The sequence below is a fragment of the Bradyrhizobium arachidis genome (assembly GCF_015291705.1).
In the GTDB taxonomy this organism is placed as follows: Bacteria; Pseudomonadota; Alphaproteobacteria; order Rhizobiales; family Xanthobacteraceae; genus Bradyrhizobium; species Bradyrhizobium arachidis.
The window spans coordinates 8517737-8542597 of sequence record NZ_CP030050.1; the positions used below are offsets into that span (position 1 = coordinate 8517737).

20 protein-coding genes are annotated in these 24861 nt (G+C 65.5%); 10 read left to right on the forward strand and 10 right to left on the reverse strand.

Annotated elements, in window-relative coordinates; genetic code table 11:
• Positions 1 to 44 precede the first annotated feature (44 nt).
• The 4 genes from WN72_RS40170 to WN72_RS40185 all read left to right on the forward strand — a co-directional run bounded on the left by WN72_RS40170 (position 45) and on the right by WN72_RS40185 (position 8742).
• Positions 45 to 6488, forward strand: coding sequence for a non-ribosomal peptide synthetase (locus WN72_RS40170; protein WP_092217623.1), 6444 nt, complete (start codon positions 45 to 47; stop codon positions 6486 to 6488).
• 142 nt (positions 6489 to 6630) lie between these two features.
• The gene (locus WN72_RS40175) at positions 6631 to 6801 is read left to right on the forward strand and encodes a hypothetical protein (RefSeq protein WP_167336559.1); all 171 of its coding nucleotides are present in this window, start codon (positions 6631 to 6633) and stop codon (positions 6799 to 6801) included.
• Positions 6802 to 7033: 232 nt separating this feature from the next.
• Positions 7034 to 7765 carry a 4'-phosphopantetheinyl transferase family protein gene (locus tag WN72_RS40180; RefSeq protein WP_027562582.1) on the forward strand — a complete coding sequence of 244 codons (732 nt, stop codon included), beginning with the start codon at positions 7034 to 7036 and terminating at the stop codon, positions 7763 to 7765.
• Entirely contained in the window at positions 7762 to 8742 is a 981-nt protein-coding gene (locus WN72_RS40185) for an LLM class flavin-dependent oxidoreductase (RefSeq protein ID WP_027562581.1), read from the forward strand. Before WN72_RS40180 ends, WN72_RS40185 begins: the two co-directional genes overlap by 4 nt.
• 188 nt (positions 8743 to 8930) lie before the next feature.
• On the opposite strand, the gene WN72_RS40190 is transcribed toward WN72_RS40185, so the two are convergent.
• The 3 genes from WN72_RS40190 to WN72_RS40200 form a co-directional block, all read right to left on the reverse strand.
• On the reverse strand, positions 8931 to 9956 hold the full coding sequence (locus WN72_RS40190; RefSeq protein ID WP_027562580.1) for a histone deacetylase family protein: 1026 nt from the start codon (positions 9954 to 9956) through the stop codon (positions 8931 to 8933).
• A gap of 191 nt (positions 9957 to 10147) precedes the next feature.
• Positions 10148 to 11089: an SMP-30/gluconolactonase/LRE family protein gene (locus WN72_RS40195; protein WP_027562579.1), complete on the reverse strand. Its 942-nt coding sequence runs from the start codon at positions 11087 to 11089 to the stop codon at positions 10148 to 10150.
• Positions 11046 to 13115, reverse strand: coding sequence for a PQQ-dependent sugar dehydrogenase (locus tag WN72_RS40200; protein ID WP_092217621.1), 2070 nt, complete (start codon positions 13113 to 13115; stop codon positions 11046 to 11048). The genes WN72_RS40195 and WN72_RS40200 overlap by 44 nt, the downstream gene beginning before the upstream one ends.
• 207 nt (positions 13116 to 13322) lie before the next feature.
• Between WN72_RS40200 and WN72_RS40205 the strand changes: the two genes are divergently transcribed.
• Together WN72_RS40205 and WN72_RS40210 are read left to right on the forward strand one after the other, a co-directional pair.
• Positions 13323 to 13556 (forward strand): DUF6894 family protein, encoded by a 234-nt coding sequence (locus WN72_RS40205; RefSeq protein ID WP_027562577.1) that lies wholly within the window; start codon positions 13323 to 13325, stop codon positions 13554 to 13556.
• Between the two features lie 9 nt (positions 13557 to 13565).
• Positions 13566 to 13736, forward strand: coding sequence for a hypothetical protein (locus tag WN72_RS40210; RefSeq protein ID WP_167336558.1), 171 nt, complete (start codon positions 13566 to 13568; stop codon positions 13734 to 13736).
• A 139-nt stretch (positions 13737 to 13875) separates the two neighbouring features.
• Here WN72_RS40210 and WN72_RS40215 read toward each other — a convergent pair whose 3' ends face one another.
• A complete protein-coding gene (locus tag WN72_RS40215; protein WP_092217701.1) occupies positions 13876 to 14649 on the reverse strand; it encodes an enoyl-CoA hydratase-related protein in 774 nt (257 codons plus the stop codon).
• A 116-nt stretch (positions 14650 to 14765) separates the two neighbouring features.
• On the opposite strand from WN72_RS40215, the gene WN72_RS40220 reads away from it, so the two are divergent.
• Positions 14766 to 16355, forward strand: coding sequence for a gamma-glutamyltransferase family protein (locus WN72_RS40220; protein WP_092217620.1), 1590 nt, complete (start codon positions 14766 to 14768; stop codon positions 16353 to 16355).
• 380 nt (positions 16356 to 16735) lie between these two features.
• Here the strand turns inward: WN72_RS40220 and WN72_RS40225 are convergent, their stop codons facing one another.
• Genes WN72_RS40225 through WN72_RS40240 form a run of 4 tightly spaced genes read right to left on the reverse strand, consistent with a single transcriptional unit; the run spans position 16736 to position 20207 of the window.
• Entirely contained in the window at positions 16736 to 18022 is a 1287-nt protein-coding gene (locus tag WN72_RS40225; protein WP_092217619.1) for an NAD(P)/FAD-dependent oxidoreductase, read from the reverse strand.
• Positions 18023 to 18032: 10 nt separating this feature from the next.
• Positions 18033 to 18764: an amino acid ABC transporter ATP-binding protein gene (locus WN72_RS40230; protein WP_092217618.1), complete on the reverse strand. Its 732-nt coding sequence runs from the start codon at positions 18762 to 18764 to the stop codon at positions 18033 to 18035.
• Positions 18761 to 19414, reverse strand: a complete 654-nt coding sequence (locus WN72_RS40235) for an amino acid ABC transporter permease (protein ID WP_092217617.1) — start codon at positions 19412 to 19414, stop codon at positions 18761 to 18763. The genes WN72_RS40230 and WN72_RS40235 overlap by 4 nt, the downstream gene beginning before the upstream one ends.
• Before the next feature lie 34 nt (positions 19415 to 19448).
• The gene (locus WN72_RS40240) at positions 19449 to 20207 is read right to left on the reverse strand and encodes an ABC transporter substrate-binding protein (RefSeq protein WP_092217616.1); all 759 of its coding nucleotides are present in this window, start codon (positions 20205 to 20207) and stop codon (positions 19449 to 19451) included.
• A 180-nt stretch (positions 20208 to 20387) separates the two neighbouring features.
• On the opposite strand from WN72_RS40240, the gene WN72_RS40245 reads away from it, so the two are divergent.
• Positions 20388 to 21032 (forward strand): helix-turn-helix domain-containing protein, encoded by a 645-nt coding sequence (locus WN72_RS40245; protein ID WP_167380981.1) that lies wholly within the window; start codon positions 20388 to 20390, stop codon positions 21030 to 21032.
• A gap of 165 nt (positions 21033 to 21197) precedes the next feature.
• Here WN72_RS40245 and WN72_RS40250 read toward each other — a convergent pair whose 3' ends face one another.
• Together WN72_RS40250 and aptA are read right to left on the reverse strand one after the other, a co-directional pair.
• Positions 21198 to 22463 carry a D-amino acid dehydrogenase gene (locus WN72_RS40250; RefSeq protein WP_092217614.1) on the reverse strand — a complete coding sequence of 422 codons (1266 nt, stop codon included), beginning with the start codon at positions 22461 to 22463 and terminating at the stop codon, positions 21198 to 21200.
• Between the two features lie 70 nt (positions 22464 to 22533).
• Entirely contained in the window at positions 22534 to 23862 is a 1329-nt protein-coding gene (gene aptA, locus WN72_RS40255) for an omega-aminotransferase AptA (RefSeq protein WP_167380980.1), read from the reverse strand.
• A 148-nt stretch (positions 23863 to 24010) separates the two neighbouring features.
• On the opposite strand from aptA, the gene WN72_RS40260 reads away from it, so the two are divergent.
• A complete protein-coding gene (locus tag WN72_RS40260) occupies positions 24011 to 24559 on the forward strand; it encodes a cupin domain-containing protein (protein WP_092217613.1) in 549 nt (182 codons plus the stop codon).
• 145 nt (positions 24560 to 24704) lie between these two features.
• Positions 24705 to 24857, forward strand: a complete 153-nt coding sequence (locus tag WN72_RS40265) for a hypothetical protein (RefSeq protein WP_167380979.1) — start codon at positions 24705 to 24707, stop codon at positions 24855 to 24857.
• The last annotated feature ends 4 nt before the right edge of the window (positions 24858 to 24861 follow it).

Sequence of the window (24861 nt, forward strand, 5' to 3'; positions counted from 1 at the left end):
TTCCCTAAGTCTTGGGAAGAATAGCCCAATCAGATCAAAAGGGAATGGCGTTGTCCGACATTGCATCCGGAGCGGGAGAGGGATCGGACGGCGAAAGTGCCGAAACCGGAACCTTTGCCCATATCGGCGGTCTTCTCGAGCATTATGCGCGGAAGACGCCATCAGCACCGGCCCTTCTCGCCCCTGGCCGGCCGGCCCTCACCTATGCCGGACTGGACGAGCTGATCCGGCATCTGATCCGTAACCTGCGCGGGTCTGGCATCGGCCCTGCCGACCGCATCGCCGTTGCATTGCCGCGCGGTGCCGACAGCGCGCTGGCGCTGATCGCGGTCGCATCAAGCTGCACCTGCGTTCCCGTCAATCCCGATCTGACCGCGGACGAGCTGCAGCGCTATTTCAGCGAACTGGAGCTGACCGCGCTCGTCACCCGGGCCGACATGAACTCACCGAGTCGTGACGTCGCCAGGGCGCTCGATATCGCGGTGATCGATTTCGTGCCGGGACCGAAAGACAATCTCGGCGGCTGCGCATTCATCGGCCCGACGATCGGTCCGGCCAGCAGCAGCGGCGCTTCGCGCGGCGACGACGATGCGTTCATTCTGCTCACGTCGGGCACGGCGGCGCGGCCGAAAATGGTGCCGCTGACACAGCGCAATGTGTGCCTCTCCGCGCGCAATGCCGGCCGCGTGCTGTCGCTCGCGCCGAACGACCGCCTGCTCAACGTTCTGCCTCTGTTTCACGCCCATGGCCTGATCTCCGGCCTGCTGACGGCGCTGGCCGCAGGCTCCAGCGTGATCTGCACCGAGGGTTTCGATGCCGCGTCCTTCTTCGGCTGGATGCGGGAGCTGCAACCGACCTGGTACACGGCGGTGCCGACCATCCATCGCGCGCTGCTGACGGCGGCGGAAGCCGACCCGGACCGCGCCCGCTCGTCGTCGGTGCGCGTGATCCGTTCGGCCTCCGCCTCGCTCGCGCCCGCGATCCTGAACGGATTGGAAGCGACGTTCGGCGTTCCCGTGCTCGAGACCTACGGCATGACCGAAGCGGCCTCGCAGATCGCGGCCAATCCGTTCGAGTTGCGCAAGGTCGGATCTGTGGGGCGCGCCGCAGGCCCCGAGATCGCGATCATGGACGAGACCGGCCGGCTGCTTGCGAGCGGCGAGCGCGGCGAGATCATGCTGCGCGGCCCCAACATGAGCCGTGGCTATTACAATGACGAGGCGGCGACGCGGGCCGCGTACCGCGACGGCTGGTTCAGGACCGGCGATCTCGGCTATCTCGATGCCGACGGCTACCTCTTCATCGTCGGGCGCATCAAGGACGTCATCAACCGCGGCGGCCAGAAGATCTCGCCGCTCGAAGTGGAAGAGATCCTCTTGAGCCATCCCGCGGTGCTGGAGGCCGGCGTGTTCGCCGTCCCGCACCCAAAGCTCGGCGAGAACGTCGCCGCCGTCGTGGTGCTGCGGCCGAATTCAGAGGCGACCTCGGACCAGCTGCGCCAGTTCGCGCGCAAGCGCCTCGCCGCCTACAAGGTGCCGAGCCTGATCCGCAGCGTGGCGGCGCTGCCGAAAGGCGCCAGCGGCAAGGTCAAGCGCAATGCGCTGGCCGAGCTGATCGCGACGGCAAAGGACGCCGACGAGGAGCAACTGCCGCGGAACATGCTGGAGACCCAGCTCGCGGAGATCTGGGCCGGCCTGCTGGAGCTGTCGCAAGTCGGTATCGATCAGGACGTCTTCGCGCTCGGCGCGGATTCGCTTGCGGTGACGCAGATGCGCTCGCGCCTGCGGGAGCGCTTCAATGTCGACTTCTCGTTCGAGGACATCTTCGATTGCGCCACGGTCACTGCGCTTGCGGCGCGGATCGAGACCGCCGCAAGCCGTCGTGAAGCGGCACTCCCGGCCTGGCGCCAGGCCAGAGAAACCGACGCGCCGCTGTCGTTCCAGCAGCAACGGATGTACGTGCTCTCGCGGCTCGATCCGACGCACTACAACTATAATGTCGTCGAAGTCGCGCTGCTGAAGGGGCAGGTCGACGTCGCCGCGCTGTCTGCGGGGCTCACCGCGATCTGCGCGCGCCACGAGGCGCTACGCTCAGTTTTCGTCGAGCAACAGGGCGAGCCGGCACAGCGGGTACTGCGATCGCCCCCTCGATTCGATCGGGTCAAGCTCAAGCCTTGCCCTGCCGGCAAGCGGGCCAAGGTCATCAGGCGCGAGGCGCTCAAGCTCGCGCAATATCCGTTCGATCTGTCGCGCGAGCCGCCGCTGAAGGTCACGCTGCTGTCGTTCGGCGCATCCAGCCACGTGCTGGTGGTCAATGTGCATCATCTCGTCACCGACGGCTGGTCGCAGCGGCTGTTCTGGGAGGAGCTTGCCGCCCATTACAGTGCCGCGCGCAAGAAGAGCGTAGCGGCGCTTCCCTCGCCCACCTTCCAGTATCGCGACTTCGCGCTGTGGCAGCAGAGCTGGGCGCAGACGCCGGCGGCAAAACAGCAACTCGATTACTGGAAAAACCAGCTCGACGGCGTCACCACGCTGCCGCTACGGACCGACCGGCCGAGGCCGGAGATTTGGAGCGGTCACGGCGCCCGTCATTATTTCGAGTTCTCCACGCCGCTGTCGGGCGATATCCGCGCGCTGAGCCAGGACCAGGGCGTCACGCCGTTCATGACGCTGCTCGCGGCGTTCCAGTGCCTATTGTCCCGCCACACCGGGCATGAGGACGTCGCGACCGGATCGCTGATCGCCAACCGTAACCAGATCGAGAGCGAGCGCCTGATCGGGCTGTTCGCCAACACGCTGATCCTGCGCAACGATTTCAGCGGCGATCCGAGCTTTGGCGGAATGCTGCGGCGGGTGCGGCAGGTCACGCTCGATGCCTACCGCAACCAGGACCTTCCGATCGAGGAGGTGCTGCGCGCCTTTCAGGTGGCGCGAAGGACGGATGGCAATCCGCTGTTCCGGATCATGTTCATCCTCCAGAATGCCTCGATCGAGGCGGCGCGCTTCCCCGGCCTGTCGACGCGGCGGATCGAGATCGATCCAAAGGTCGCGCGCTTCGACATCACGCTCGAGCTGGTCGAGGCCGACGGCCTCTTCACCGGCTTCTTCGAATACGCGACCGATCTGTTCGACGCGGCGACGATCGAAGGCATGGCTGCGCAATTCAAGACCCTGCTCAAGGCCGCCATCGCCAACCCGGAGCAGCACATCTCGCGCCTGCCGCTGCTGGCTGAGGCCGAACGCCGGCAGTTGCTGGCGCAAGGCCGCGGAGCCCGCGTCATTTTTGGCAAGCGCGGCAAACTCAGCGAACGCTTCGATGCCCTAGCGAGGAAGACACCGAACGCGATCGCCGTGTCCGATGGTCGAACGTCCGTGACCTATCGCGAGCTGGCGCGCCGCAGCGAGGCGGTAACCGGCTGGCTGGCGCGCGAAGGCATCGGTGCCGAGAGCGTGGTTGCCCTGCTTGCAGAGCGCGGGCCCGACTTGCTGGCCGCGATGATGGGTGCGCAACGCGCCGGCGCGGCGTTCCTGAATCTCGATCCCGAGCAGCCGCCGGCGCGGCTCGCGACCATTTTGGGATCAAGCTGCGCCCGGATGCTGCTGGCCGGTCGCGCGCAATCGCCGATGGTCGAGGCGCTGCTCGAACCGCTGGTCGCGCGCATCCATGTGGCCGAGCTCGAAGACGCGATCGCGCCAGGCGCGACCAAGCCGGCCCGTGCCGCGCGGCGCGACGCCGCAAGCCTTGCCTATCTCGTCTACACCTCCGGCTCCTCCGGCGCGCCGAAGGGCGTCATGATCGAGCAGCGCGGACTGTCGAACCATCTGGCCTCGCTCATCGCCGAGCTCCGCCTTTCGGCCAGGGACGTGATCGCCCAGACCGCACCGCAGAGTTTTGTCATCTCGGTCTGGCAGTTCCTCGCCGGCCCCATGGTCGGCGCGCGCGTCCATGTCTGTGCCAATGCGGTCGTGCAGGACCCGATCCGGCTCGCGCAGGAGATCACGCGCGAGGGCATCACGGTGCTGGAGATCGTGCCGTCACTGCTGCGCGTGATCCTCGATCGCATGGACGAGGCGCAGATCCGGCGCGCCTTCGCAAAACTGCGGCTACTGATCTCGACCGGCGAGCCGCTGCCGGTCGATCTCTGCCGCGCCTGGTTCGACCGCTGCCCGAAAGTGCCGCTGGTCAACGCCTATGGCGCGTCGGAATGCTCCGACGACGTCTCCCTGCATCGCCTGACCAAGGCGCCGCCGACCGCGACGAGCAACGTCGCGGTCGGCGCGCCGCTGCCGAACACGCAGCTTTACGTGCTCGACGCAAATCTCGAGCCGCAGCCGGTCGGCGTCGTCGGCGAGCTCTGCATCGGCGGCGCCGGCGTCGGCCGCTTCTATGTCAACGATCCCGCACAGAGCCGGCAGCGTTTCCTGCCCGATCCGTTTGCGCGCCAGGCCGGCAGCCGTCTCTACCGGACCGGCGACCTCGCCCGCCGCCGCAGTGACGGCACGATCGAGTGCCTCGGCCGCGCCGACCAACAGGTCAAGGTCCGCGGCTACCGTATCGAGCTCAAGGAGATCGAGGCCGCGCTGGCCGAGCATCCGGCATTGCGCGCCGGCATCGTCGAGCCGCGCCGCGAGGCGAGCGGCGATGTCAGGCTGATCGCCCATATTGTCGCAAAACCGGGCAGCCGGAGCAGCGCCAGCGAGCTGCGCGAGTTCCTTAAGAGCCGGCTACCGGTCCACGCCATCCCGTCGGCGTTCCTGTTCCTGGAGCAAGTGCCGCTCAATGCCCACGGCAAGATCGACCGGTCTGCGCTGCTGGCACCCGCCCAGGTGGACGCGTCCGGACCGGATGCGGCCGTGCCGGCGCGGCGCTTCACCGAAAAGGTGCTGTCGGACATCTGGACCGATTTACTGAAAGTCGAGAGCATCGGTGTCACCGACAATTTCTTCGACCTCGGCGGCCATTCGCTGCTGGCGGGCCAGGCGATGGCGCGCGTCGCCCGTGCGCTCGGGGTGTCGCTGCCGATCAAGACCATCTTCGAGGCACCGACGATCGAAGAGCTCGCCCGGCGGGTCGACGAGGCCGTGGCGGCAAAGCCGCGCAAGCCTGCTGCAACGGCGCCGCTCCTGACCGAGCGCGGACCTCCGACACTCTCGGTCGCGCAGGACCAGATGCTGCGGATCGAGCAGAACCTGCCGGGACTCCCACTGTTCAACCTGCCCTTTGCCTTCCATCTCCAGGGCCCGCTCGATCCGGCCGCCCTGGCGCAGGCGATCGATGATGTCGCAGCCCGGCACGAATCGCTGCGGACCACGTTCGGCTGGAACGGCGAGGAGCCGACCAGCCGCATCATTCCGCCCGGCAAGCTCCGCCACCTGGTGACCGTCGAGACGATCGGCGACGGTCATCCCCACAACAATAAGCGCCGCAAGGCCCTGGAGCTCAGGAAGATCGACCTCCTGATCGAACAGGAGACGTACACCCCGATCGACACCACACAGGCACCGCTGCTGCGAGCCCGGTTGTTGCGGCTCCACGCGAACGATCACGTGCTGCTGCTGACGTTGCATCACGCCATCGTCGACGGCTGGTCGATCGGCGTGCTGTTCGAGGAATTGTCGAGCCGTTATGCGGCGCTGGCCGGATATCCGTCGGTGCCGCTGCCGAAATCGCCACCGGCTTTCGCGGATGTCGCACGCTGGCAGCGCTGGTGGTGCGGCACCGACGCCGCCCGCCGCCAGGCCGCCGACTGGACCGAGAATCTGCGCGGCGCGGTCGCTCTGTTCGACGGCGAATCAAGCCCGAGCCCATCCACCGGCCATCATCCGGTCAATCTCGAGCCCGACCTGATCGCACGGCTCACAGCCTTTGCCGGCCAGCACAATGGCACCTTGTTCATGTGCCTCCTCACCGGCCTGAAGGCCCTGCTGCTGGCGCGAACCGGCCGTAGCGACATCGCAGTCGCCACCGCCATGGCCAATCGTGCCCAGCCGGACACCGACCGAATCGTCGGCCCGTTCGAGAATACGGTGATCGTCCGCACGAAAATCACGCCGGAGCTGTCGTTCGTGGAAGCCCTGGCCCGGGTGCGCCAGAGCGTGCTCGATGCGCATGCGCGGCAGGAGCTGCCGTTCAACCTCGTGGCCGACCATCTGGAGCAGGAGGGGATCGATACCGCCGCCCTGCTCCAGGTTTATTTCACACTGCAAAATCCGCTGCGCCAGCCGCTCGACCTGCCCGATCTCATCACCGCCTCGATCGGCAACATCGCGCGCGAAGGCCAGCCGGTGCTGCCGATCGACCAGACTTGGCTGTCGCTGATGCTCAAGGAGCGCCCAACCGGAATCACGGGGTCATGCAATTACAAAAGCGAATTGCTCGACGGCGGTATGGTCGGCGAATGGATGGAGGATCTCGTCGCGCTGCTGGTGGCCGCTAGCGCCCAACCCAACGCACCGCTCGGCCGATTGCTCGCGCGCCGGGCGGCATGACCAGCTATACAGCACGGACGAATACGGGTTCACTCGCCAAAGCTGTGAATGGGCAAGTTGCATCTTGATTATTTGACGCCACCGCGCAAGATTATTCCCGCGTTTTGATTTGGACGATCATTTTCAACCGGGGGAGTGTGTTATGGGTTTCATCAAATTTGCCAAGGGTACCTCGTTGAGCGACAAGGACCGAAAGGCCCTGCAAAAGCTGCTGAGCAACGAGAAGAAGAAGCTCCAGGCCGCGCTGAAGGACGTCGACGCCAGCCTTTCGGTGCTGGGCGGCGCGAAGAAGGCCAAGAAGAAGAAGAAGTAAGGATCCTCGGCCGGGAGGCCGCACGAATCTTCAGGCTTCATTTACGGAAATCGGCCGCTCGCGCGTCGAGTTGGGGTCTCGCACAAGCTTGCGCCTGTAAACCGGCCTGCAAATCGACAAGAATTTGCCCGGGTGGACCGTTACAAGCGGTCCGCTCAGTTGATTCTTGCTCAGTTGTTTCTTCCGTCGGGACCGGCAATCCAGCCTCCGCCCGATGCCAAAGGCCCAATTGATGGCAGACGACAAAATTGAACTGTTTGTCGGATTGATCGAGACCATTGACGCGCCGGGCGCCGCCGATGCGTGCCGTCGCCTACTCTCGGTCGACGAACGGGTCCGCGCCGACCGCTTCGTGTTCGAGCGGCACCGGCGGCAATATATTTTCGCGCACGCGATGCTGCGCCTGGCGCTGTCCCAGGTCGCGCCAAACGTCGCGCCCTCCGACTGGTCGTTTGGTGCCGGGCGATACGGACGGCCGTATGTCGCAGCGCCGAAGACCTCGACCGCACTGCATTTCAGCCTGTCACATGCCGACGGCTGCGTCGCCTGCGTCGTGTCCCGGCATGAGGCCGTCGGTGTCGACGTCGAAACCGTATCGCGGCGGGTTGCGCCACTGTCGACCGCGCTTCGCTTCTTCGCGCCGGAAGAGGTCGAAACCTTGCGCGGGCTCCCGGAACCTGCGGCGATCGAGCGCTTCTTCGATTACTGGACGCTCAAGGAGGCCTATCTCAAGGCCAGGGGGTTTGGCCTCAATCTGCCGCTCGACGCCTTCGCGATGCAGGTTTCGCGCGAGGCGATCGAGATCAGCTTCAAGCCCGATATTGCCGATGATCCCCAGGGCTGGCGCTTTTCGCTGTGCTCGCCCTCCCCCTCGCATCGCCTTGCGATCGCCGACGGCTCCCGTGCGGACGGCGGCCTTCCCATCAGCCGCAACGCCTGGCCGTTCCAGGAAGCGGCGGAATGACGCTACCGCGGCTGCGCGTCTTTCCGGCGATCTCGCGCAACCGCGACCCTAAAAAATATGTCGGCGAGCTGATGGGCGTGGCGCAGTTCGCCGACCGCAACGGCTTCGAAGGCATTCTGCTGTTCGAAGGCAACGACGTGTTCGTCGAGCCCTGGGCGATGGCCCAGCACATCATGGCGGAAACAGCGCGGTCTTCGCCACTGATCGCGGTCAACCCGGTCTACATGCACCCGTTCACGGCGGCGAAGTTCGTCTCCTCCTTCGCGCAGCTCTACGGCCGCAAGGTCTATCTCAACATGATCACGGGGACCGCAGTCAGCGACTTGCAGGGGCTGGGCGACGAGCAGTCGCATGGCGATCGCTATATCAGGCTCGGCGAGTTCGTCGCGCTGATGCGCCAGCTGCTCTCGAGCCCGCGCCCGGTGACTATCGAGGGCCGGTTCTACCGCGCCAGCAATTTGCAACTGCGTCCGCGCCTGCCGGCGGAGCTGATGCCGGAATTTTTGATCGCAGGCCAGTCCGAGGCGGCGCAGCGCGTGGCAAGGGAGACAGGCTGCATCAAGATGCAGATGCTGCCGCCCGATCTCGATCACGGTCTCGATGCGCCGGGCATGAACTTTGGGATTTTCGCCCGCGAGAGCCGCGACGAGGCGCGGCGGGGGGCGAAGGCGCGCTTTCGCGATAATGTCGATGATCGCAAGCTGCTGGCGCTCACGGTCGAGAACAGCGACTCCGTGTGGAAGCGGCGGCTGTATGAAGGACAAAGCGGCGAGCTTCAGGACAATGGCTATTGGCTGTTGCCGTTCCTGACCTTCCAGGCCGACTGCCCCTATCTTGTCGGCAGCTACGCGGAGATCGGCGCGAAGCTGAAAGCGTTCGCCGCGAAGGGCCTGACCACGATCATGCTCGACATGGTCGCGGATGAGAGCGAGATGCAGCACGTCTGCAAGGCGCTCGCGGCGAGCGGGATGTTTTAGAAGTTGCCTTTTCTCCCTCTCCCCGTTCTTACGGGGGCGCGACGAGCTTCGCTCGCGCTGAGAGGGTTGGGATGAGGGTCCTCTCTCCGCGCACGAGATATTCGTGAGACCTGTACCCCCTCACCCGGAATTTGCTTGCGCAAATTCCGACCTCTCCCCGCAAGCGGGAAGAGGTTAAAAAAACCATCTCACCTTGCCTCTTCAAACCCCGCCAGCACCGAGGTCAGGTTCGCGCCCAGAATATCGGAGAGATAGCCGCCTTCCTGCACGAACACGGTGGGCAGGCCGAGCTTGGCGATGGCCTGGCCGATGCGCCGGAAGCCGGGCGTGGTGACGGCGAGGCCGCGCAGCGGATCGTGCTCGGAGGCATCGAGGCCGAGCGCGATGACGAGGGCGCCGGGCGCAAAGGACTCGATCGCCTTGCGCGCAACGTCCATCGCCTGGATGTAGTCGTCATCGCCGGTGCCGATGGCGAGGGGAATGTTCAGATTGGTGCCGAGGCCCGGGCCCTCGCCGCGCTCATGGGCATAGCCCCACACGAAGGGATAGTACGCAACGGGATCGGCGTGGATCGAGATCGTGTAGACGTCCGGCCGTGCGTAAAAAATGCCTTGCGTGCCGTTGCCATGATGGACGTCGACGTCGAGGATCACGACGCGCTCGTGCTTGAGCCGCAGATGTGCGGCTGCGATCGCGCTGTTGTTGAGGAAGCAGAAGCCGCCGGCCATGTCGCGATAGGCGTGATGGCCGGGCGGACGGCAGAGCGCATAGGTCGCATCCTCGCCGTCCATCACCATCTGCGCCGCGGTGACAGCAACGTCGGTCGCAGCGCAGGCCGCGGCCCAGGTGCCGGGACCGATCGGCGCCGCGGTGTCGGCGGTGTGCCAGCCGAGCTTGCCGACGATATGGGTCGGATAGGTCGCGGCATGGCGCACGGGATGGATGTTGCCGATCATCTCCGGACCGGAATCGCCGAGCGCGGTCCAGGCGTCCCAGGCTTCGCTGAGGAATGTCAGGTATTCCGGGCTGTGGATGCGTGCACGCGGCCCCTGCCCGAATCCCTTGGGTTCGACCAGTTGATGCTTGCCGTCCTTCAGTCCCTTGAGCAGGCGGTCGGCGCGCTCGGGTTGCTCGGTGGTGCGCTTGACGACGCCGCGAACCAGGAAGAATTGCGGATCGTGGCTACGATGCAGTTCGGTATGGACGGCTTTCACTCAAACACTCCGTGGCGTGCGCTCTTGGAATAGTGCCACAGCTGTCTTGATCGCTGCGGCGGCCGGATGCAAGCAAGAAGAATGCCGCCCTTGCCGCGCCGCTCTGCGCCGGAAGCAGAGCGCCCGTGAGATGCGCTTTTATTTGAGCATGATCTTTTCGGAAGACCGCTGCACGCTTGTCCGGATCATGCTCAGCAGCGCCCGCGCTGGAGGCAGTGCTCGCGACCCTGCTGGTCGGTGCGGAAGGCCTCGATGAAGCCGCCCTGGCGCTGGGTGACGAAGACGGTCTTGCCGTCGCTGCCGCCGAAGGCGAGGTTGGTCGGCTCCTTGGCCCTCAGCGCGATCTCGCGCTCGACCGCGCCATTGGGCTTCATCACCGCGATGGTGCCCTTGAGGATGCGCGCGACGAAAAGGCGGCCGGCGACATCCGTGCGCAGCCCGTCGACGGTGTCAGGCTGGAATGCCTTGACCATCTTCGCACCGGTGAGCTCGTTGCCGTTGATCGCATAGGACCAGATCTGGCCGCTGCTGGATTCCCCGACATAGAGCGTCTTGCCGTCGGGGCTGAGGTCGATGCCGTTGGTGGTGCCCATGGCACGCGGTGCCGACATCACCTGCCCCTGCACCGAGCCATCGGCGGCCTTGGCGATGCGCCAGATGTGGCCCTCCCTGCCCTTCCAGTTCGGATCGCTCGCATAGATCGAGCCATCGCGCGCGACCGTGATGTCGTTGGGCTGGTTCATCTCGTCGGAGTGAAACCAGACGGCGGGCTCGCTCGCGCCCTTCGGGATCACGAAGATGTTGTGCTTCTTGTAGTCGGCGATGAACATGGTGCCGCTGCGATCGAAGCGGATGGCGTTGCCGACGCTGCCCTCGGGCAGCGCCGTGAACAGTACCGACGCCGCGCCACCTGCCGGCAGCCTGCCGATGGTGCCGGGCTTGCCGAGATTGACCACGAAGAGATTGCCATCGAGATCGGCGGCGGGCCCTTCAATGCCGAAAGTGTATTCACCTGAAGGCGTCACCTGCACGCTTTCGAACAGTTTTGTCTCCGCTTGCGCGGACGCCGTCGCGATGACGAGGACAATGCTACTGCACAGGCACCAGAAATTCCTGCCGGATGTAATAGCCATCGTCGTCGCTGCACTCGCCATTCAGATAGGGATCGGCCGGCCGGAAGAACCGGCTGAAGCCGGATTTGTCTACAGCGCTCCTTTGTGTCACGACGACGACCTTGCCGGCCGGTATTTCGCCGCATTCCTTGTTGGTTTTGCCAAAGAACTTGCGTTGCGGCGGACCGGCCTTGATCCGCATGCGCGTGCCCGGAACCATTTTCGCAACCAGCAAATCCGCGGTATCGAGCAGGCGCGTGTAGCCGGGCTCGGTCTTCGGCAGGCTCTCGCCGCCGGGCGGCATCAGCTTCTCGGCGCCGATACCGCGCAGGCGCGTGCGCAGCCGGCCGGACTCGGGGTCGCCGGGATAGATCCAGTCGTCCTGCGATAGCATGAAGCGCAGCACCGTCACGTCCTTCCCCGAGTCCGACTGTCCCGCCTTCAGGCCGAAATCGGAGTGGCATCCGACGCAGTGTTTTTCGACGAGGCCCTTGCGAAGCGTGGTGAGACGGATGCTGTTCTGCGCGTCTCTGGCAACGAACGCTGCGAGCTGGTCGATCATCGCCTGGCTGCGCGTGTCGCAGGGCAGCGGCTGAGGCGCTTCACCCGCGGCACGATCGATGCGGATCACGGTCTGGTTCTTGTCCTCGACCAGCCAGATCGCACCGTCTTCGGCGACCGTCATGCCGACCGGCGCGCCTTGCGGCCGCGCGCCGTTGACGCGGTGCCAGCCCGCGATCAGCTCCTCGAACGGCGCGGCGGCGACCTCGCCGGCCTCGGTCTGGAAGCTGTGGGTCGGATCGGCGGCGCAGCTGACATGGTAGCGCACCGGTGGCGGGCTCGGCTGGGGAAAGCCGTGGTCGTCGACGTCGTAGACGATGACGCGGCTGCCGGTCGGGCGATAGCCGTGCAGGCCGACCAGCAGCTTGCCCTCGAGCTCCGGAAATTTTGCGCCGTGATAATAGAGCATCGCGAGCGGCGCGCCGTGCGGCGGCAGCAGCGAGAACGGCGGCTTGTAGAGCGCATTGGCGGTGCAGAGCGATTTGTAGACACCCGACTGCAGCACGAATTTGAATTCGGGGCTTGGCGTCGAGAGGTCGTAGCAATAGGGCCAGCCATAATGCCTGCCCTGCTCGATCGCGTTGATCTCCTCGTTCGGCTTGAAGATGTCGGGCAGGTCGCGGCCGTTCTCGCCTTGCAGGAAGGCGTAGCCGGCGTCGGGAAAGTTTGGATGCAGAGCCAGCGCCATCGAGTTGCGCAGGCCGCGCGCGTAGACGATGTGCGGCGGGTCGGGATCCTTCGGTGTCAACGCCGGAAAGACCCCATTCGCGGGCGGCGTGAACAGCCAGATCGACGCCATCGCGGAGGCGCCCTCGGCCGCCGCGCAGGGCTTTGTGATCGGCGCCGGCGTGATGCAATCGTCGCTGTGCGAGCCGACATTGACGAACAGCCGACCATTTTTATCAAAAGCGAATTGCTTGAGCGGATGCGCGCTCTCGTCGAGACTGGTGCCGTCGGGCAGCTTGATCCGCCGGCCGGGCATGTGCCGGATGATAGTCTCGACCGTGCTGCGCGGATTCTCCGCCAGCGGATCGAACCGGAAGATCGCCTCCGCGGACGAGGCATAGAGCTTGTTGTCGGGGCCGATCACGAGGCCGAATGGATATTCGATCCCGGTCAGCAGCTCCTTGAAACGCTGGCCCTGCGGCGCGCGCGGATCGAGCAGCAGCAGCCGGCCATCGGTGTGGCCCCAGCCGCCCATGTCGGCGACCACGAACAGGTCGCGTCCCGGCACCTGGACGATCGAGCGCGGAAATTTGAGATGGTCCTCCTCGCTGGCGACGAGGCCGGCGCAGAATCCCGCCTTCATGTCGATCTGGATCCTGGGAAAGGCGAGGTCCCCGCTGCCGCAGAGGTCCGTGCCGATCGCATAGCCGCTTTTCCTCACCGGTTCGGAGGAGGCGGCGGGCGCGACGCCAAGCAGCACGCCGGCGAGGACCGCCGCCAACCAGCGCCGGCATTTGCGCGACAATGTGAGCTGATTCACGGCGGCCCCCCGGACTTTCCCGTAAAGCTTGTTCCATGCCGCCCATACGCCGTCCAGTCGATCATCACCCGCCTGTGATTAAACCCGTAACGACCTTGGAGCCGACCAATCTCCGTAAATTCCCTTACCGGGCTCGCCCCGAATGTTTCGCGAAGGCCTCGGGTGGTATCGGTTTGCCGTCCCAATCGCTCCCAATAGGAGACGCATATGGTCCAGGTCTATTTTCACTGCTCCAACACCGAGGGCACGCTGATCGATCGCAGCGGCGCCGCCGTGGCCAACCTGACCGAAGCGCGCGACCGCGCCGCCCAGATCATGAGTTCGATGATCCTGACGCCTGGTGCCGAAGACTGGCGCGACTGGGTGATCCACGTCAGCGGCTCCGATGGCGAGGATCTGTTCGATCTCCCCTTCACCGCCATGCTCGGCAAGCCGCATTGAGGTGATGCCGTGCTGTCACTGAGCCTCATCCGCCAGCCGCTGAGCTTCGTCGCCGCCAAATGGCAGAAGCTGGTGCGGATCGCCGGCAACCCCTATCGCCCCGAGCTTCACTACATGCGCGGGCCCGGCCCGAAATGGCACGCCAAGTACCAGGCCAGCCGGCTGAACCGCGGGCTCTGAGGGCTGGTTCGCAGAATTCCACTGGTCTTCGTCGTCATGGCCGGGCTTGTCCCGGCCATTCACGTTTTAGGGCGCGGATACGAAGACGTGGATGCCCGGGTCAAGCCCGGGCATGACGTGGGAGGAAGCGGCCCCTACCTCACTTCCCACTAAACTTCGCCTTGCGCTTCTCGACGAAGGCGTTGCGACCTTCGATCGCGTCCGCGCTCTTGCGGATGCTGGCCTGAAGCTCGATCTCGCGGCGGAACTGCGCCTCGTAGGTCGCGTGCTCGCTCTCCTCGACCAGCGCGCGGGTTGCGACCAAAGCACGCGTCGGGCCGTCGGCGAGACGGCGCGCCAGCGCGAGCGCCTCGTCCATTAGCCTCTCATCGTCGACAACCTGCCGCACCAGGCCGATCTCCTGAGCGCGCTCGGCCGTCAGCGGCTCGTTCAGCAGCATCAGTTCGAGCGCGCGCTGCCGGCCGATCAGGCGCGGCAGCAGCCAGGTCGAGCCGAGATCGGGCACCAGCGCGATGCGGCTGAACACCTGGATGAAGCTCGCCGACCGCGCCGCAACAATGATGTCGCCGGCCATCGCGAGGCTGAAGCCGCCGCCGGCCGCGACACCGTTGACGGCAACGACGACAGGCACGCGGCATTCGCGCAATGCCTTGAAGGCCGGCCAGTAGAAACGCATCACGCCGGCCGCGATGTCCTCGCCGAGCGCTTCCGACGCCTTCAAATTCTGTCCTGAGCAGAATCCACGCCCGGCGCCAGTGAGGACCAGCGCGCGGACCTCCTCATCCCCAGTCATCTCGGCGACAGCGGCGGCAAGCGCGCCAAGCAGGTCCGGCGTCATCGCGTTCAGGCTTGCGGGCTCATCGAGCGTCAGGATTCCGACCGCGCCATCCCGCGCCTGTTTCACACCTGCCATGTCGCTCCTCCGTTTGTTCTCGTTGACGGCAATGTGCCATCCTCCGCGCGCCCCGCCAATGCTGAGCTTCCGCGCCAGCGCCACAAATCAAGAACAACAGAGATCAAGACGACATCATGCCTCATCAGTTCAGCCTTAACCAAGCCGTCCGCAAGCCCGCCGTCACATCCAAGGGCGGCATCGTCGCCTCGCAATCGCGGCGGGCGGCCGAAGTCGGGGCGCAGGTGCTGGCGGCGGGCGGCGACTGCGTGGACGCGATCGTCGCGACCACCTTTGCGCTGAACGTGCTGGAGCCCTGGAACAGCGGCATCGGCGGCGGCGGCGCGATGGTGCTCTACCGCGCCAGGGAAAATCGCACCGAGGTGATCGATTACGGCATGAGCGCGCCGCAGAGCCTGCGCACCGCCGACTATCCGCTCAGCGGCGAAGGCGCCGCGTCGGACCTTTTCCCCTGGCCGCGGGTAAAGGACGATCGCAACATCCACGGCCCCGGTTCGATCGCCGTGCCCGGCGTCGTCGCCGGCATGGAGGAGGCGCATCGCCGCTACGCCAAGATGCCGTGGAAGGATCTGGTCGCGCCGGCAGCCAGGCTCGCCGGCGAAGGCCTGCTTGCCGATTGGTGGACGACGCTGACGATCGCGGGCTCGGCGGCCGATCTCAGGCGCTATCCTGCGAGTGCGGCGGCATATCTGAAGGATGGCCTGCCGCCGAGCGCGCCATGGGGCATCAAGTCCGAGACGCGGCTGCCGCAGGATTCGCTCAAGGCGACGCTATCGCATCTCGCCGACGCAGGGCCGCGCGATTTCTATCAGGGCGATCTCGCCCGGAGCATCGCATCCGACATCAAGGCCGACGGCGGCTCGCTGTCGGTCGAGGACCTCGCCGCGTTCCGCGCGCATCCGCGCGAGCCGCTGGCGATCCCCTATCGCGACGGCAAGGTTTACGCGACGCCGGAGCTGACGGCCGGCCCGACCATGGCACATGCGCTGCGCCTGTTGCAGCAGAGCCTGAAGCCGGCGGACGCGCCGGATGCTGCCGCCTATGTCGAATATGCGCTCGCGCTGCAGGGGGCCTTCCGCGAGCGGCTCAAGGACATGGGCGATGCGGACGGCAAGCGCTCGCTCGGCGCCGAATATCTGGCGCCCGCCTGCACCACCCATTTCTCCGTGGTCGACCGGCACGGCAACATCGCGGCGGTGACGCAGACCCTGCTCTCGTCCTTCGGCTCGAAATACGTGACGCCGCATAGCGGCATCACCATGAACAACGGCATCATGTGGTTCGATCCGACGCCGGGCACCACAAACTCGCTCGCACCCGGCAAGCGCTGCCTGTGCAACTACACGCCGGTTATCGCCGAGACGAAGAACGGCAAGCGTCTCGCCGTCGGCGCCTCCGGCGGCCGCCGCATCCTGCCCTCGGTGATGCAGCTCGTCTCCTTCGCGATGGATTTTGGCATGGACCTGGACACTGCCATCCACCAGCCGCGTATCGACGCGAGCGAAGGCGCGATCGTGATTGGCGATGCCAGATTGCCGGCGGACGTGCGCAAGACCCTGGCCGCGCGCTTCGACTATGAGGAAAGCCGGGTGCAGGCCGTGCCGCAAAAATTCGCCTGCCCAAGCGTGGTGATGCGCGAGGGCGGTACCAATTCGGGCGCGGTCGAGATCTTCCAGCCTTGGGCTGATGCTGTGGCCGAATCCTGAGCGTCACGACTCCTCCGCATTTGCGCGCGACATCGCGATCGATGTCGGTTCGTCGAACGGACAGATGCGTGCCTAACAAGAGAGGATTTCGGATGAAGAAGCTCGCGCTCGCCGCAACAGTGATCATCACTGCCGGCTTGACCATGCCCAGCGTGGCATTGGCCAAAGGCGGTCATGGTCATAGTCACGGCCATGGCCACGGCCATCATGGCGGATACCATGCGCATCGCCATGGAACTCCGCCCGGATGGCATCATGGACGCAAGGTCGGCTGGCGCGGTCACGGGTGCCCGCCCGGGCTGTGGAAACAGGGCCGCTGCTGACGAGCCTAGCTGCAAGTCTTGCAAGGCGTCGCTCCTGACCGGGCGGCGCCTTCTTCTTTAAATCCCCAGCCGGTCGCGCACGCGGCCTGCGATCACGGCGGTCGTCACGCCGACCGGCCAGAACGCATGCATCGGGATCGGCTTGATGCCTGATATCGGCATGTCGATCTCAGCCTTGGCGCCGCCGATCAGGCGACGCGCGAGCTGCGCGCCCATCGCAGTCGAGAGCGCGACGCCGCGGCCGTTGCAGCCGAGCGAGACCAGGATGTTCTCTGCGGGCTCGTGCACATGCGGATAATGATCCCCGGTGATGGCGAGGCGGCTGTTCCAGCCATGGGTCCAGGTGACGCCCTTGAGCTGCGGCCACAGCCGCTCCGCATAACGCATGAGATAGGCGACGTCGTGCGGCGAGTTGATCCAGCGCATCGGGCCGCGGCCGCCCATCAGGAGGCGGTTCTGCTGGTCGATGCGGTAATAGACGGTGATATGGCCGCTCTCGTAGAGCACCGGGCGCGTCGGCATGATCGAGCGGGCAACCGCATCCGACAGCGGCGCGGTGGCGGCGATCGAGGAAAACACCGGCACGATGGTGCGGCGGAGCGCGGGCCAGAGATCGTCGGTAAAGCCGTTGGTGGCGAGCAGGACCTTGTCGGCATGCACCACCGCGCGCAGCGTCTCGATACGCCAGCGGCTGCCGTCGCGACGCAGCGACAGCGCTGGCGTTTCGCCGTGGACCTTCGCACCCGCCGAGATCGCGGCGCGCGCGAGGCCGCGGGCGTAGCTGAGGGGATGCAGATCGCCGCCGCGCGTGTCGAGCATCGCACCGATATAGCGGTCGGTGCCGGTCATCTCGCGCAACTGTTCGCGATTGAGGTAGGTCACCGGCATGCCGCGGCGGATGCATTGCTGCGCCGTGCTCTCGATCGCGGCGGCGCTGGCCTCGTTATAGGCAGCGCGCAGCGTGCCGTTCTGCCGCGCCTCGCAGGGGAGCTGGTAGCGGCGGATCAGGTCGTGCGTGAAGTTCGTCGTACCGTAGGAGAACGCGATCATGCGGCGGCCGAGCTCCGCGCCGAAATCGGCCTCGATCTGATCAGGATCGTGCTTCAGGCCGGGATTGGTGTGGCCGCCATTGTTGCCGGACGCGCCCCAGCCCGGCTCCTGCGCTTCCAGCACCAGCGCGTCGACGCCCTGCTCCGCCAGATGCAGCGCGGTGGAGAGGCCCGTGTAGCCGCCGCCGATGATCGCAACGGAAACGCTCTTGTCCGTATCAAGCGGCGGCGTCGCCACCGGCGCGACGGCGGTGTCGGCATAAAGCGAGGGCGGCAGAGGCAGGCGCGTCATCATGAGAGTCCGGTCAGAGCGGATGCAGCACGCGGCGCAAGAAGTCCTGCGTGCGCGGGTGCTGGGGTTGGTTGAGCAGCGCCTTGGCCGGCCCCTGCTCGACGATGACGCCGCCGTCGATGAACAGCACGCGATCGGCGACGTCGCGGGCAAAGCCCATCTCATGGGTGACGACGACCATGGTCATGCCCTCGTCGGCGAGCTTGCGCATCACGCCGAGGACGTCACCGACGAGCTCGGGATCGAGCGCCGAGGTCGGCTCGTCGAACAGGATCGCCTTGGGCTGCATCGCCAGCGCCCGCGCGATCGCGACGCGCTGCTGCTGGCCGCCGGAGAGTTGCGGCGGATGCACGTCGGCCTTCTCCGCAAGCCCGACCCGGGCGAGCAACGCGCGGCCGTGCTCGTACGCCTGCGCGCGCGGCTCCCTCTTCACGAACAGCGGGCCTTCGACCACGTTCTCCAGCGCGGTGCGGTGCGGAAACAGGTTGAAGCGCTGGAACACCATCGAGACCTGGGTACGGATGTTCACGATCGACGGCGCGTCGCGGTCGACCTTCAGGCCCTCGACGCTGATCTCGCCGCGGTCGTAGCTTTCGAGGCCGTTGATACAGCGCAGGATGGTGGACTTGCCGGAGCCCGAGGGGCCGATGATGCAGACCACCTCGCCCTTCTCGACGTTCGCCGTGATGCCCTTGAGGACCTCGACCTTGCCAAAGCTCTTGTGGACGTCGTTCAGCTCGATCATTTCTTGCCGGCCCGCTTCTCGAAGTGACGGACCAGCAGGATCAGCGGAATGCTCATGGTGAGGTACATCAGCGCGACCAGCGTGAACACGCTGGTGTTCTTGAAGGTGGATGACGCGATCAGCTTGCCCTGCAGCGCAAGCTCGGCGACCGTGATGGTCGAGGCTTGCGAAGAATCCTTCAGCATCATGATCATGACGTTGCCATAGGGCGGCAACACGATGCGCACCGCCTGCGGCAGCACCGCGCGGCGCATGGTCAGCCACCAGCCCATGCCGATCGACTGCGCCGCCTCGATCTGGCCCTTGTCGATGGCCTCGATGCCGGCGCGGAAGTTTTCCGCCTGATAGGCCGAATAGGCGATGCCGAGGCCGAGGATCGCGGCCTGCAACGCGCTGAGCCTGACGCCGAGATCGGGCATGACGAAGTAGAGGTAGAACAGCAGTACGATGATCGGGATGCCGCGGATCACGTTGATCAGGCTGGCGCTGAGCATCGACAGCGCCTTGATCCCGGAGACTCGCATCATCGCCCAGATCAGGCCGAGCACCGTCGAGAGCAGCAGCGAGCCGATGGTGACGATGATCGTCAGCGCGACGCCATTCATCAGGATCGGGAAGAACTCGACGGTGTCGTGCCAAAAACCTTTCATCGGGCAGCCTTCAATGACGCGCTATCAGCCTCTATCAACCTTGGGCCTTCAAGCCCCATTTATCGAGGATCTTGTCGATGGTGCCGTTGGCCTTCAGCTTCGCCAGTGACGCGTTGATCTTGCCGAGCAGCGCGGTCTCGCCCTTGCGGACGCCGATGCCGACCGAGCCGACGGTGACCGGCTTGTAGCCGTCGACGAGGCGCACATCGGGGAAGCCGCCCTGCTTCAGATTGTAGGCGAGGATCGGATAGTCGGCGTAGCCGGCCTTGAGACGGCCGGTGTTCACGTCGCGCAGGATGTCGGGGATGGTGTCGTAGGCCTTGACCTCGGCGAACAGGCCGGTCTTCTTCAGCGCATCGACGAAGGCGGTGCCGACCTGGGCGCCGACGGTCTCGCCCTTCAGATCATCCTGCGTGGCATAGGCCTTGGTGTCGCTCTTCGGTACCACAAGGCCTTCACCATAGGTGTAGATCGGATCGGAGAAATCCACGACTTCCTTGCGCGGCGCGGTGATGAACATCGCTGCGGCGATGATGTCGATCTTGCTCGACGTCAGCGACGGGATCAGCGCCGAGAACTGCATCGGCTCGATCTGCACATTGAAGCCGGCATCCTTGCCCACTTCGGTGACGAGATCGACCATGATGCCCTGGATAGTGTTGGTCTTGGTATCGAGGAAGGTGAAGGGAATGCCGGTCGGCGTCGAGCCGACCTTGAGCACCTGCTGCGCCGAAGCCGGCGTTATCGCTGCAATTGCGAATGCCGCGACCGCGGCCAGACCAAAACGCTTCATCGCATCCCCCTTTTGGGCTTGGCCGATGACGGCGCTCGCGCAGGTCGTGATCAGACGTTGCGGGCCAAGCCGTTTCGGCCTATTTTCACCAATATGAAAATTTGGTCACACTTTCGCGGTCGATGCAAGCGGTTTTCATGCACATGAAGGAAGCGGTTTGACGTGAGCGGTGGCAAAAGAATGCGCAAACCGGCCGCCGCAAAGCCGGCCAGGAAGGTGAAGGGCAAGACGACCGCCAAGCCGGCCGAGCCGGCGATGGACGTCGCAGTCGGCCGCCGCATCAGGGATCTCAGGCGTGTCAGGCAATTCTCGCTCGAAACGGTGGCGGCGCGCACGGACCTCTCGATCGGCTTCCTCAGCCAGATCGAACGCGGCCTGTCGTCGCCGTCGTTGCGCGTCCTCGCCACGCTCGCCGACGTGCTCGGCGTCGGCATCGCCGCGCTATTCGGCGCCAGCCCGAGCGCCGACGGCGCATCGGATCAGGTGGTGACGCGCGGATTGCAGCGGCCCGAACTGAAGCTTTGGCGCACCGGCGTGTCGAAGCAGTTGCTGAGCCCGGCGAGCACCGACAACCGGCTCAACCTGTTCCTGGTGCATCTGGAGCCCGGCGGCTCGACCGGCGACGAGCTCTACACCCATGACGGTGAGGAAGCCGGCCTCGTGCTCGAAGGCGAGTTGATGCTGACGGTAGACAGCGAGACGTGGTCGCTGAAGACGGGCGACAGTTTTAGATTTGCCAGCCGCAGGCCGCACCGGTTTTCGAATCCAGCGAATGACGCGAAGGCCGTGGTGCTGTGGGTGAACTGCGTGACGGGAGCGGGATAGCTTCTTTTCGCGCGGCGAGCACAATTCTAATCCCGTCATCCTGAGGTGCTCGCGCAGCGAGCCTCGAAGGATGCACGGCCCCGATGCAGCCGGGCCGTCGCCCTTCGAGGGCCGCTTCGCGGCCACCTCAGGGTGACGGTGATGGTTCGATGACGAGAAGAGCGCCTAGCCAAACCGATGCATATACCGCTCCACCGTCAGCGCGCTGACATCGACATCCGGCTTCTTGCCCGACAGCATGTCCGCGAGCACCCGCCCCGAGCCGCAGGACATGGTCCAGCCGAGCGTGCCGTGGCCGGTGTTGAGGTGGAGGTTGGCGTATTGCGTCGGGCCGATCACGGGCGGGCCATCCGGCGTCATCGGGCGCAGCCCGCTCCAGAACGTCGCCTTGGAGAGATCGCCGCCGCGCGGGAACAGGTCGGTCAGGGAATGATCGAGCGTGGCGCGGCGCGCGTCGTACAGCTTGCTCGAATAGCCCGAAATCTCCGCGGTGCCGCCGACGCGGATGCGATTGCCGAGGCGGGTGATCGCGACTTTGTAGCTCTCGTCCATCACGGTGGATTCCGGCGCGCCGGAGGCGTCCTTGATCGGCACCGTGATCGAATAGCCCTTCACCGGATAGACCGGCAGCGAGATGCCGAGTGGCGCAACGAGCCGCGACGACCAGCTGCCGAGCGCGAGCACATAAGCGTCGGCCTGCAGCATCCCCGCGCTGGTCGCAACACCGCTGACGCGCGCACCATCCGTAACGATGCGGTCGATGCCGGTGTTGAACATGAAGCGAACGCCGAGCGCCTGGGCATGCTTGGCCAGCGCTTGCGTGAACATGTGGCAGTCACCGGTCTCGTCCTGCGGCAGGCGAAGCCCGCCGGCGAACTTCTCCTTCACGCCTGATAGCGCCGGCTCGACTGCGATGCAGCCCTCGCGGCTCAGCACCTCGAAAGGCACGCCGTACTGCTTGAGCACGGCGATGTCTTCGCCGGTGCCGTCGAGCTGGGCCTGGTAACGGAACAGCTGGAGCGTGCCCTGCGAACGCTCGTCATATTGGATGCCGATGTCGCGGCGCAGGTCGCGCAGGCAGTCGCGGCTGTATTCCGCGATCGGGATCATCCGGCTCTTGTTGACCGCATAGCGCGCGCTGGTGCAGTTGCGCAGCATCTTGAGCAGCCAGACCCACATGACGGGATCGAGCTTCGGCCGGATCACTAGCGGGCCGTGCTTCATCAACAGCCACTTGACCGCCTTCACCGGCACGCCGGGGCCGGCCCATGGCGAGGAATAGCCGGGCGACACCTCGCCGGCATTGGCAAACGAGGTCTCCAGCGCCGGCTCTGGTTGACGGTCGACGACCGTCACTTCGTGGCCGGCGCGTGCGAGGTAGTAGGCGGAGGTGACACCGATGACACCGCTGCCGAGGATCAGAACTTTCACGCTTGGTCAAACTCCCGCGGCATCACGCGCGCCGCTGCAAGATAAAACCCTGCAGCGGCGAGAGCAATTATCAGGCCACCTTCTTGATGGCGTCGCCGAGGATCGAGACGATCTGGTCGATGTGGCTCTTCTCGACGATGAGCGGGGGCGACATCGCGAAGCTGTCGCCGCTCATGCGCAGGTAAAGGCCGGTGTTGAAGCAGTCGACCATCACGTCGTAGCCGCGCGCACCGACGACACCGTCGCGCGGCGCCAGCTCAACCGCACCCATCAGGCCGCAATTGCGGATGTCGACGACGTTGGGCAGGCCCTTCAGCGAATGCAGCGCATCGCGCCAGTATTCGGCCATCGTCGCACCGCGCGTCAGCAGGCCCTCGTCCTTGTAGATGTCGAGCGTGGCGATACCCGCGGCGCAGGCGGTCGGATGCGCCGAATAGGTGTAGCCATGGAACAGCTCCATCTGGTTCTCCGGGCCGACCATCATGCCGTCATGCACCTTGCGGCTCGCGAACACCGCGCCGCAGGGGATGGTGCCGTTGGTGATGCCCTTGGCGGTCGTCATCAGGTCCGGCGTGACGCCGAAGAAGTTGGCGGCGAACGGCGTGCCGAGGCGGCCGAAGCCGGTGATGACTTCGTCGAAGATCAGGATGATGCCGTGCTTGTCGCAGATCTCGCGCAAACGCTGCAGATAGCCCTTCGGCGGCGGCAGCACCGCGGTCGAGCCCGGCACCGGCTCGACGATGACGGCGGCGATGGTCTCGGCGCCATGCAGGCCGACCAGACGCTCGAGATCGTCGGCGAGCTCGGCGCCATGCTCGGGCTGATCCTTGGCGAAGGCGTTGCGGGAGAGATCATGGGTGTGGCGGATGTGGTCGACGCCCGGCAGCAGGGTCGCGAAGGCGCGGCGGTTGGCAACCATGCCGCCGACCGAGGTGCCGCCGAAACCGACGCCGTGATAGCCGCGCTCGCGGCCGATCAGACGGGTGCGGCTCGACTGACCGTTGGCGCGGTGATAGGCGAGCGCGATCTTCAGCGCGGTGTCGACCGACTCGGAGCCCGAATTGGTGAAGAAGACGCGGTCGAGGCCCTTCGGCGCGATCTCGGCGAGGCGCTCGGCGAAGTCGAACGCGAGCGGATGGCCCATCTGGAACGTCGGCGCGAAGTCCAGCGTCATCAGCTGCCGCTCGACCGCAGCCGCAATCTGCTTGCGGCCGTGGCCGGCATTGACGCACCACAGGCCGGCGGAGCCGTCGATCACCTTGCGGCCGTCGACGGTGCTGTAGTGCATGCCCTCGGCCGAGGAGAACAGGCGCGGCGCCTTCTTGAACTGCCGGTTGGCCGTGAACGGCATCCAGAACGAGTCGGTCTTGATAGTGTTCGGAATCTGATGAAGGGTCACGGCCGCGCTCCTTTGCTGACCTTCTAGCAGAGCCACGGCTTCCATAGCGCAACAAGTCCTTTTCTGGTGACCTGCAAACCATTGATTTCACTGGGGCAGCCGGTCCATATTTGCGCGATCCGCAACACTTGCAACACGGGACCAGGGCATGAGCGTCGACATCGGTGGACGGCTGCGATTCATCCGGGCGCGCCACAAGCTGTCGCAGCGCGAGCTGGCAAAGCGCGCCGGCGTCACCAATTCGACCATCTCGCTGATCGAATCCAACCAGATGAACCCGTCGGTCGGCGCGCTCAAGCGCATCCTCGACGGCATCCCGATGGGGCTCGCCGAGTTTTTCGCACTGGAGCCGGAGTCCAGGCGCAAGATCTTCTACCGCGCCGAGGAGCTGACCGAGGTCGGCAAGAAGCCGATCTCGTATCGCCAGGTCGGCGACAATCTGTTCGGCCGCAGCCTGCAGATTTTGAAGGAGCGCTACGAACCCGGCAGCGACACCGGACGCGTGCATCTCGTCCATGACGGCGAGGAAGGCGGCATCGTGATCTCGGGCAAGCTCGAGGTCACCGTCGAGGACGAGCGCCGCATCCTCAATCCCGGCGATGCCTATTATTTCGAGAGCCGCCGCCCGCATCGCTTCCGCTGCGTCGGCGGCAAGGCTTGCGAAGTGATCTCGGCCTGCACGCCGCCGACGTTCTGACGCGCGATCAGCGTTATCCGGGATCCTACGGGAGTGCCCCGGTGTCTTACGGAGCTTGATGCATCTCAATTTCCAAGCGCCGATCCTCTATATGATGCGAGCCGCAGCCGAGAGACATTCCGGCGCCGCTTCATAAGGCTCGCAGATGAAGATCACGCTCGCCAATGCAGAGGCTGCGCTCGACGAAGTGCAGCGCGATGCCGACAAGCTCCATTCGCGGGAGCTGCGCAAGGCGATTGCCGAATACATCGAGACGCAGCGAGCGGCGCTCAAAGCGGTCCGCAAGAAGCTGCATTAAAGGT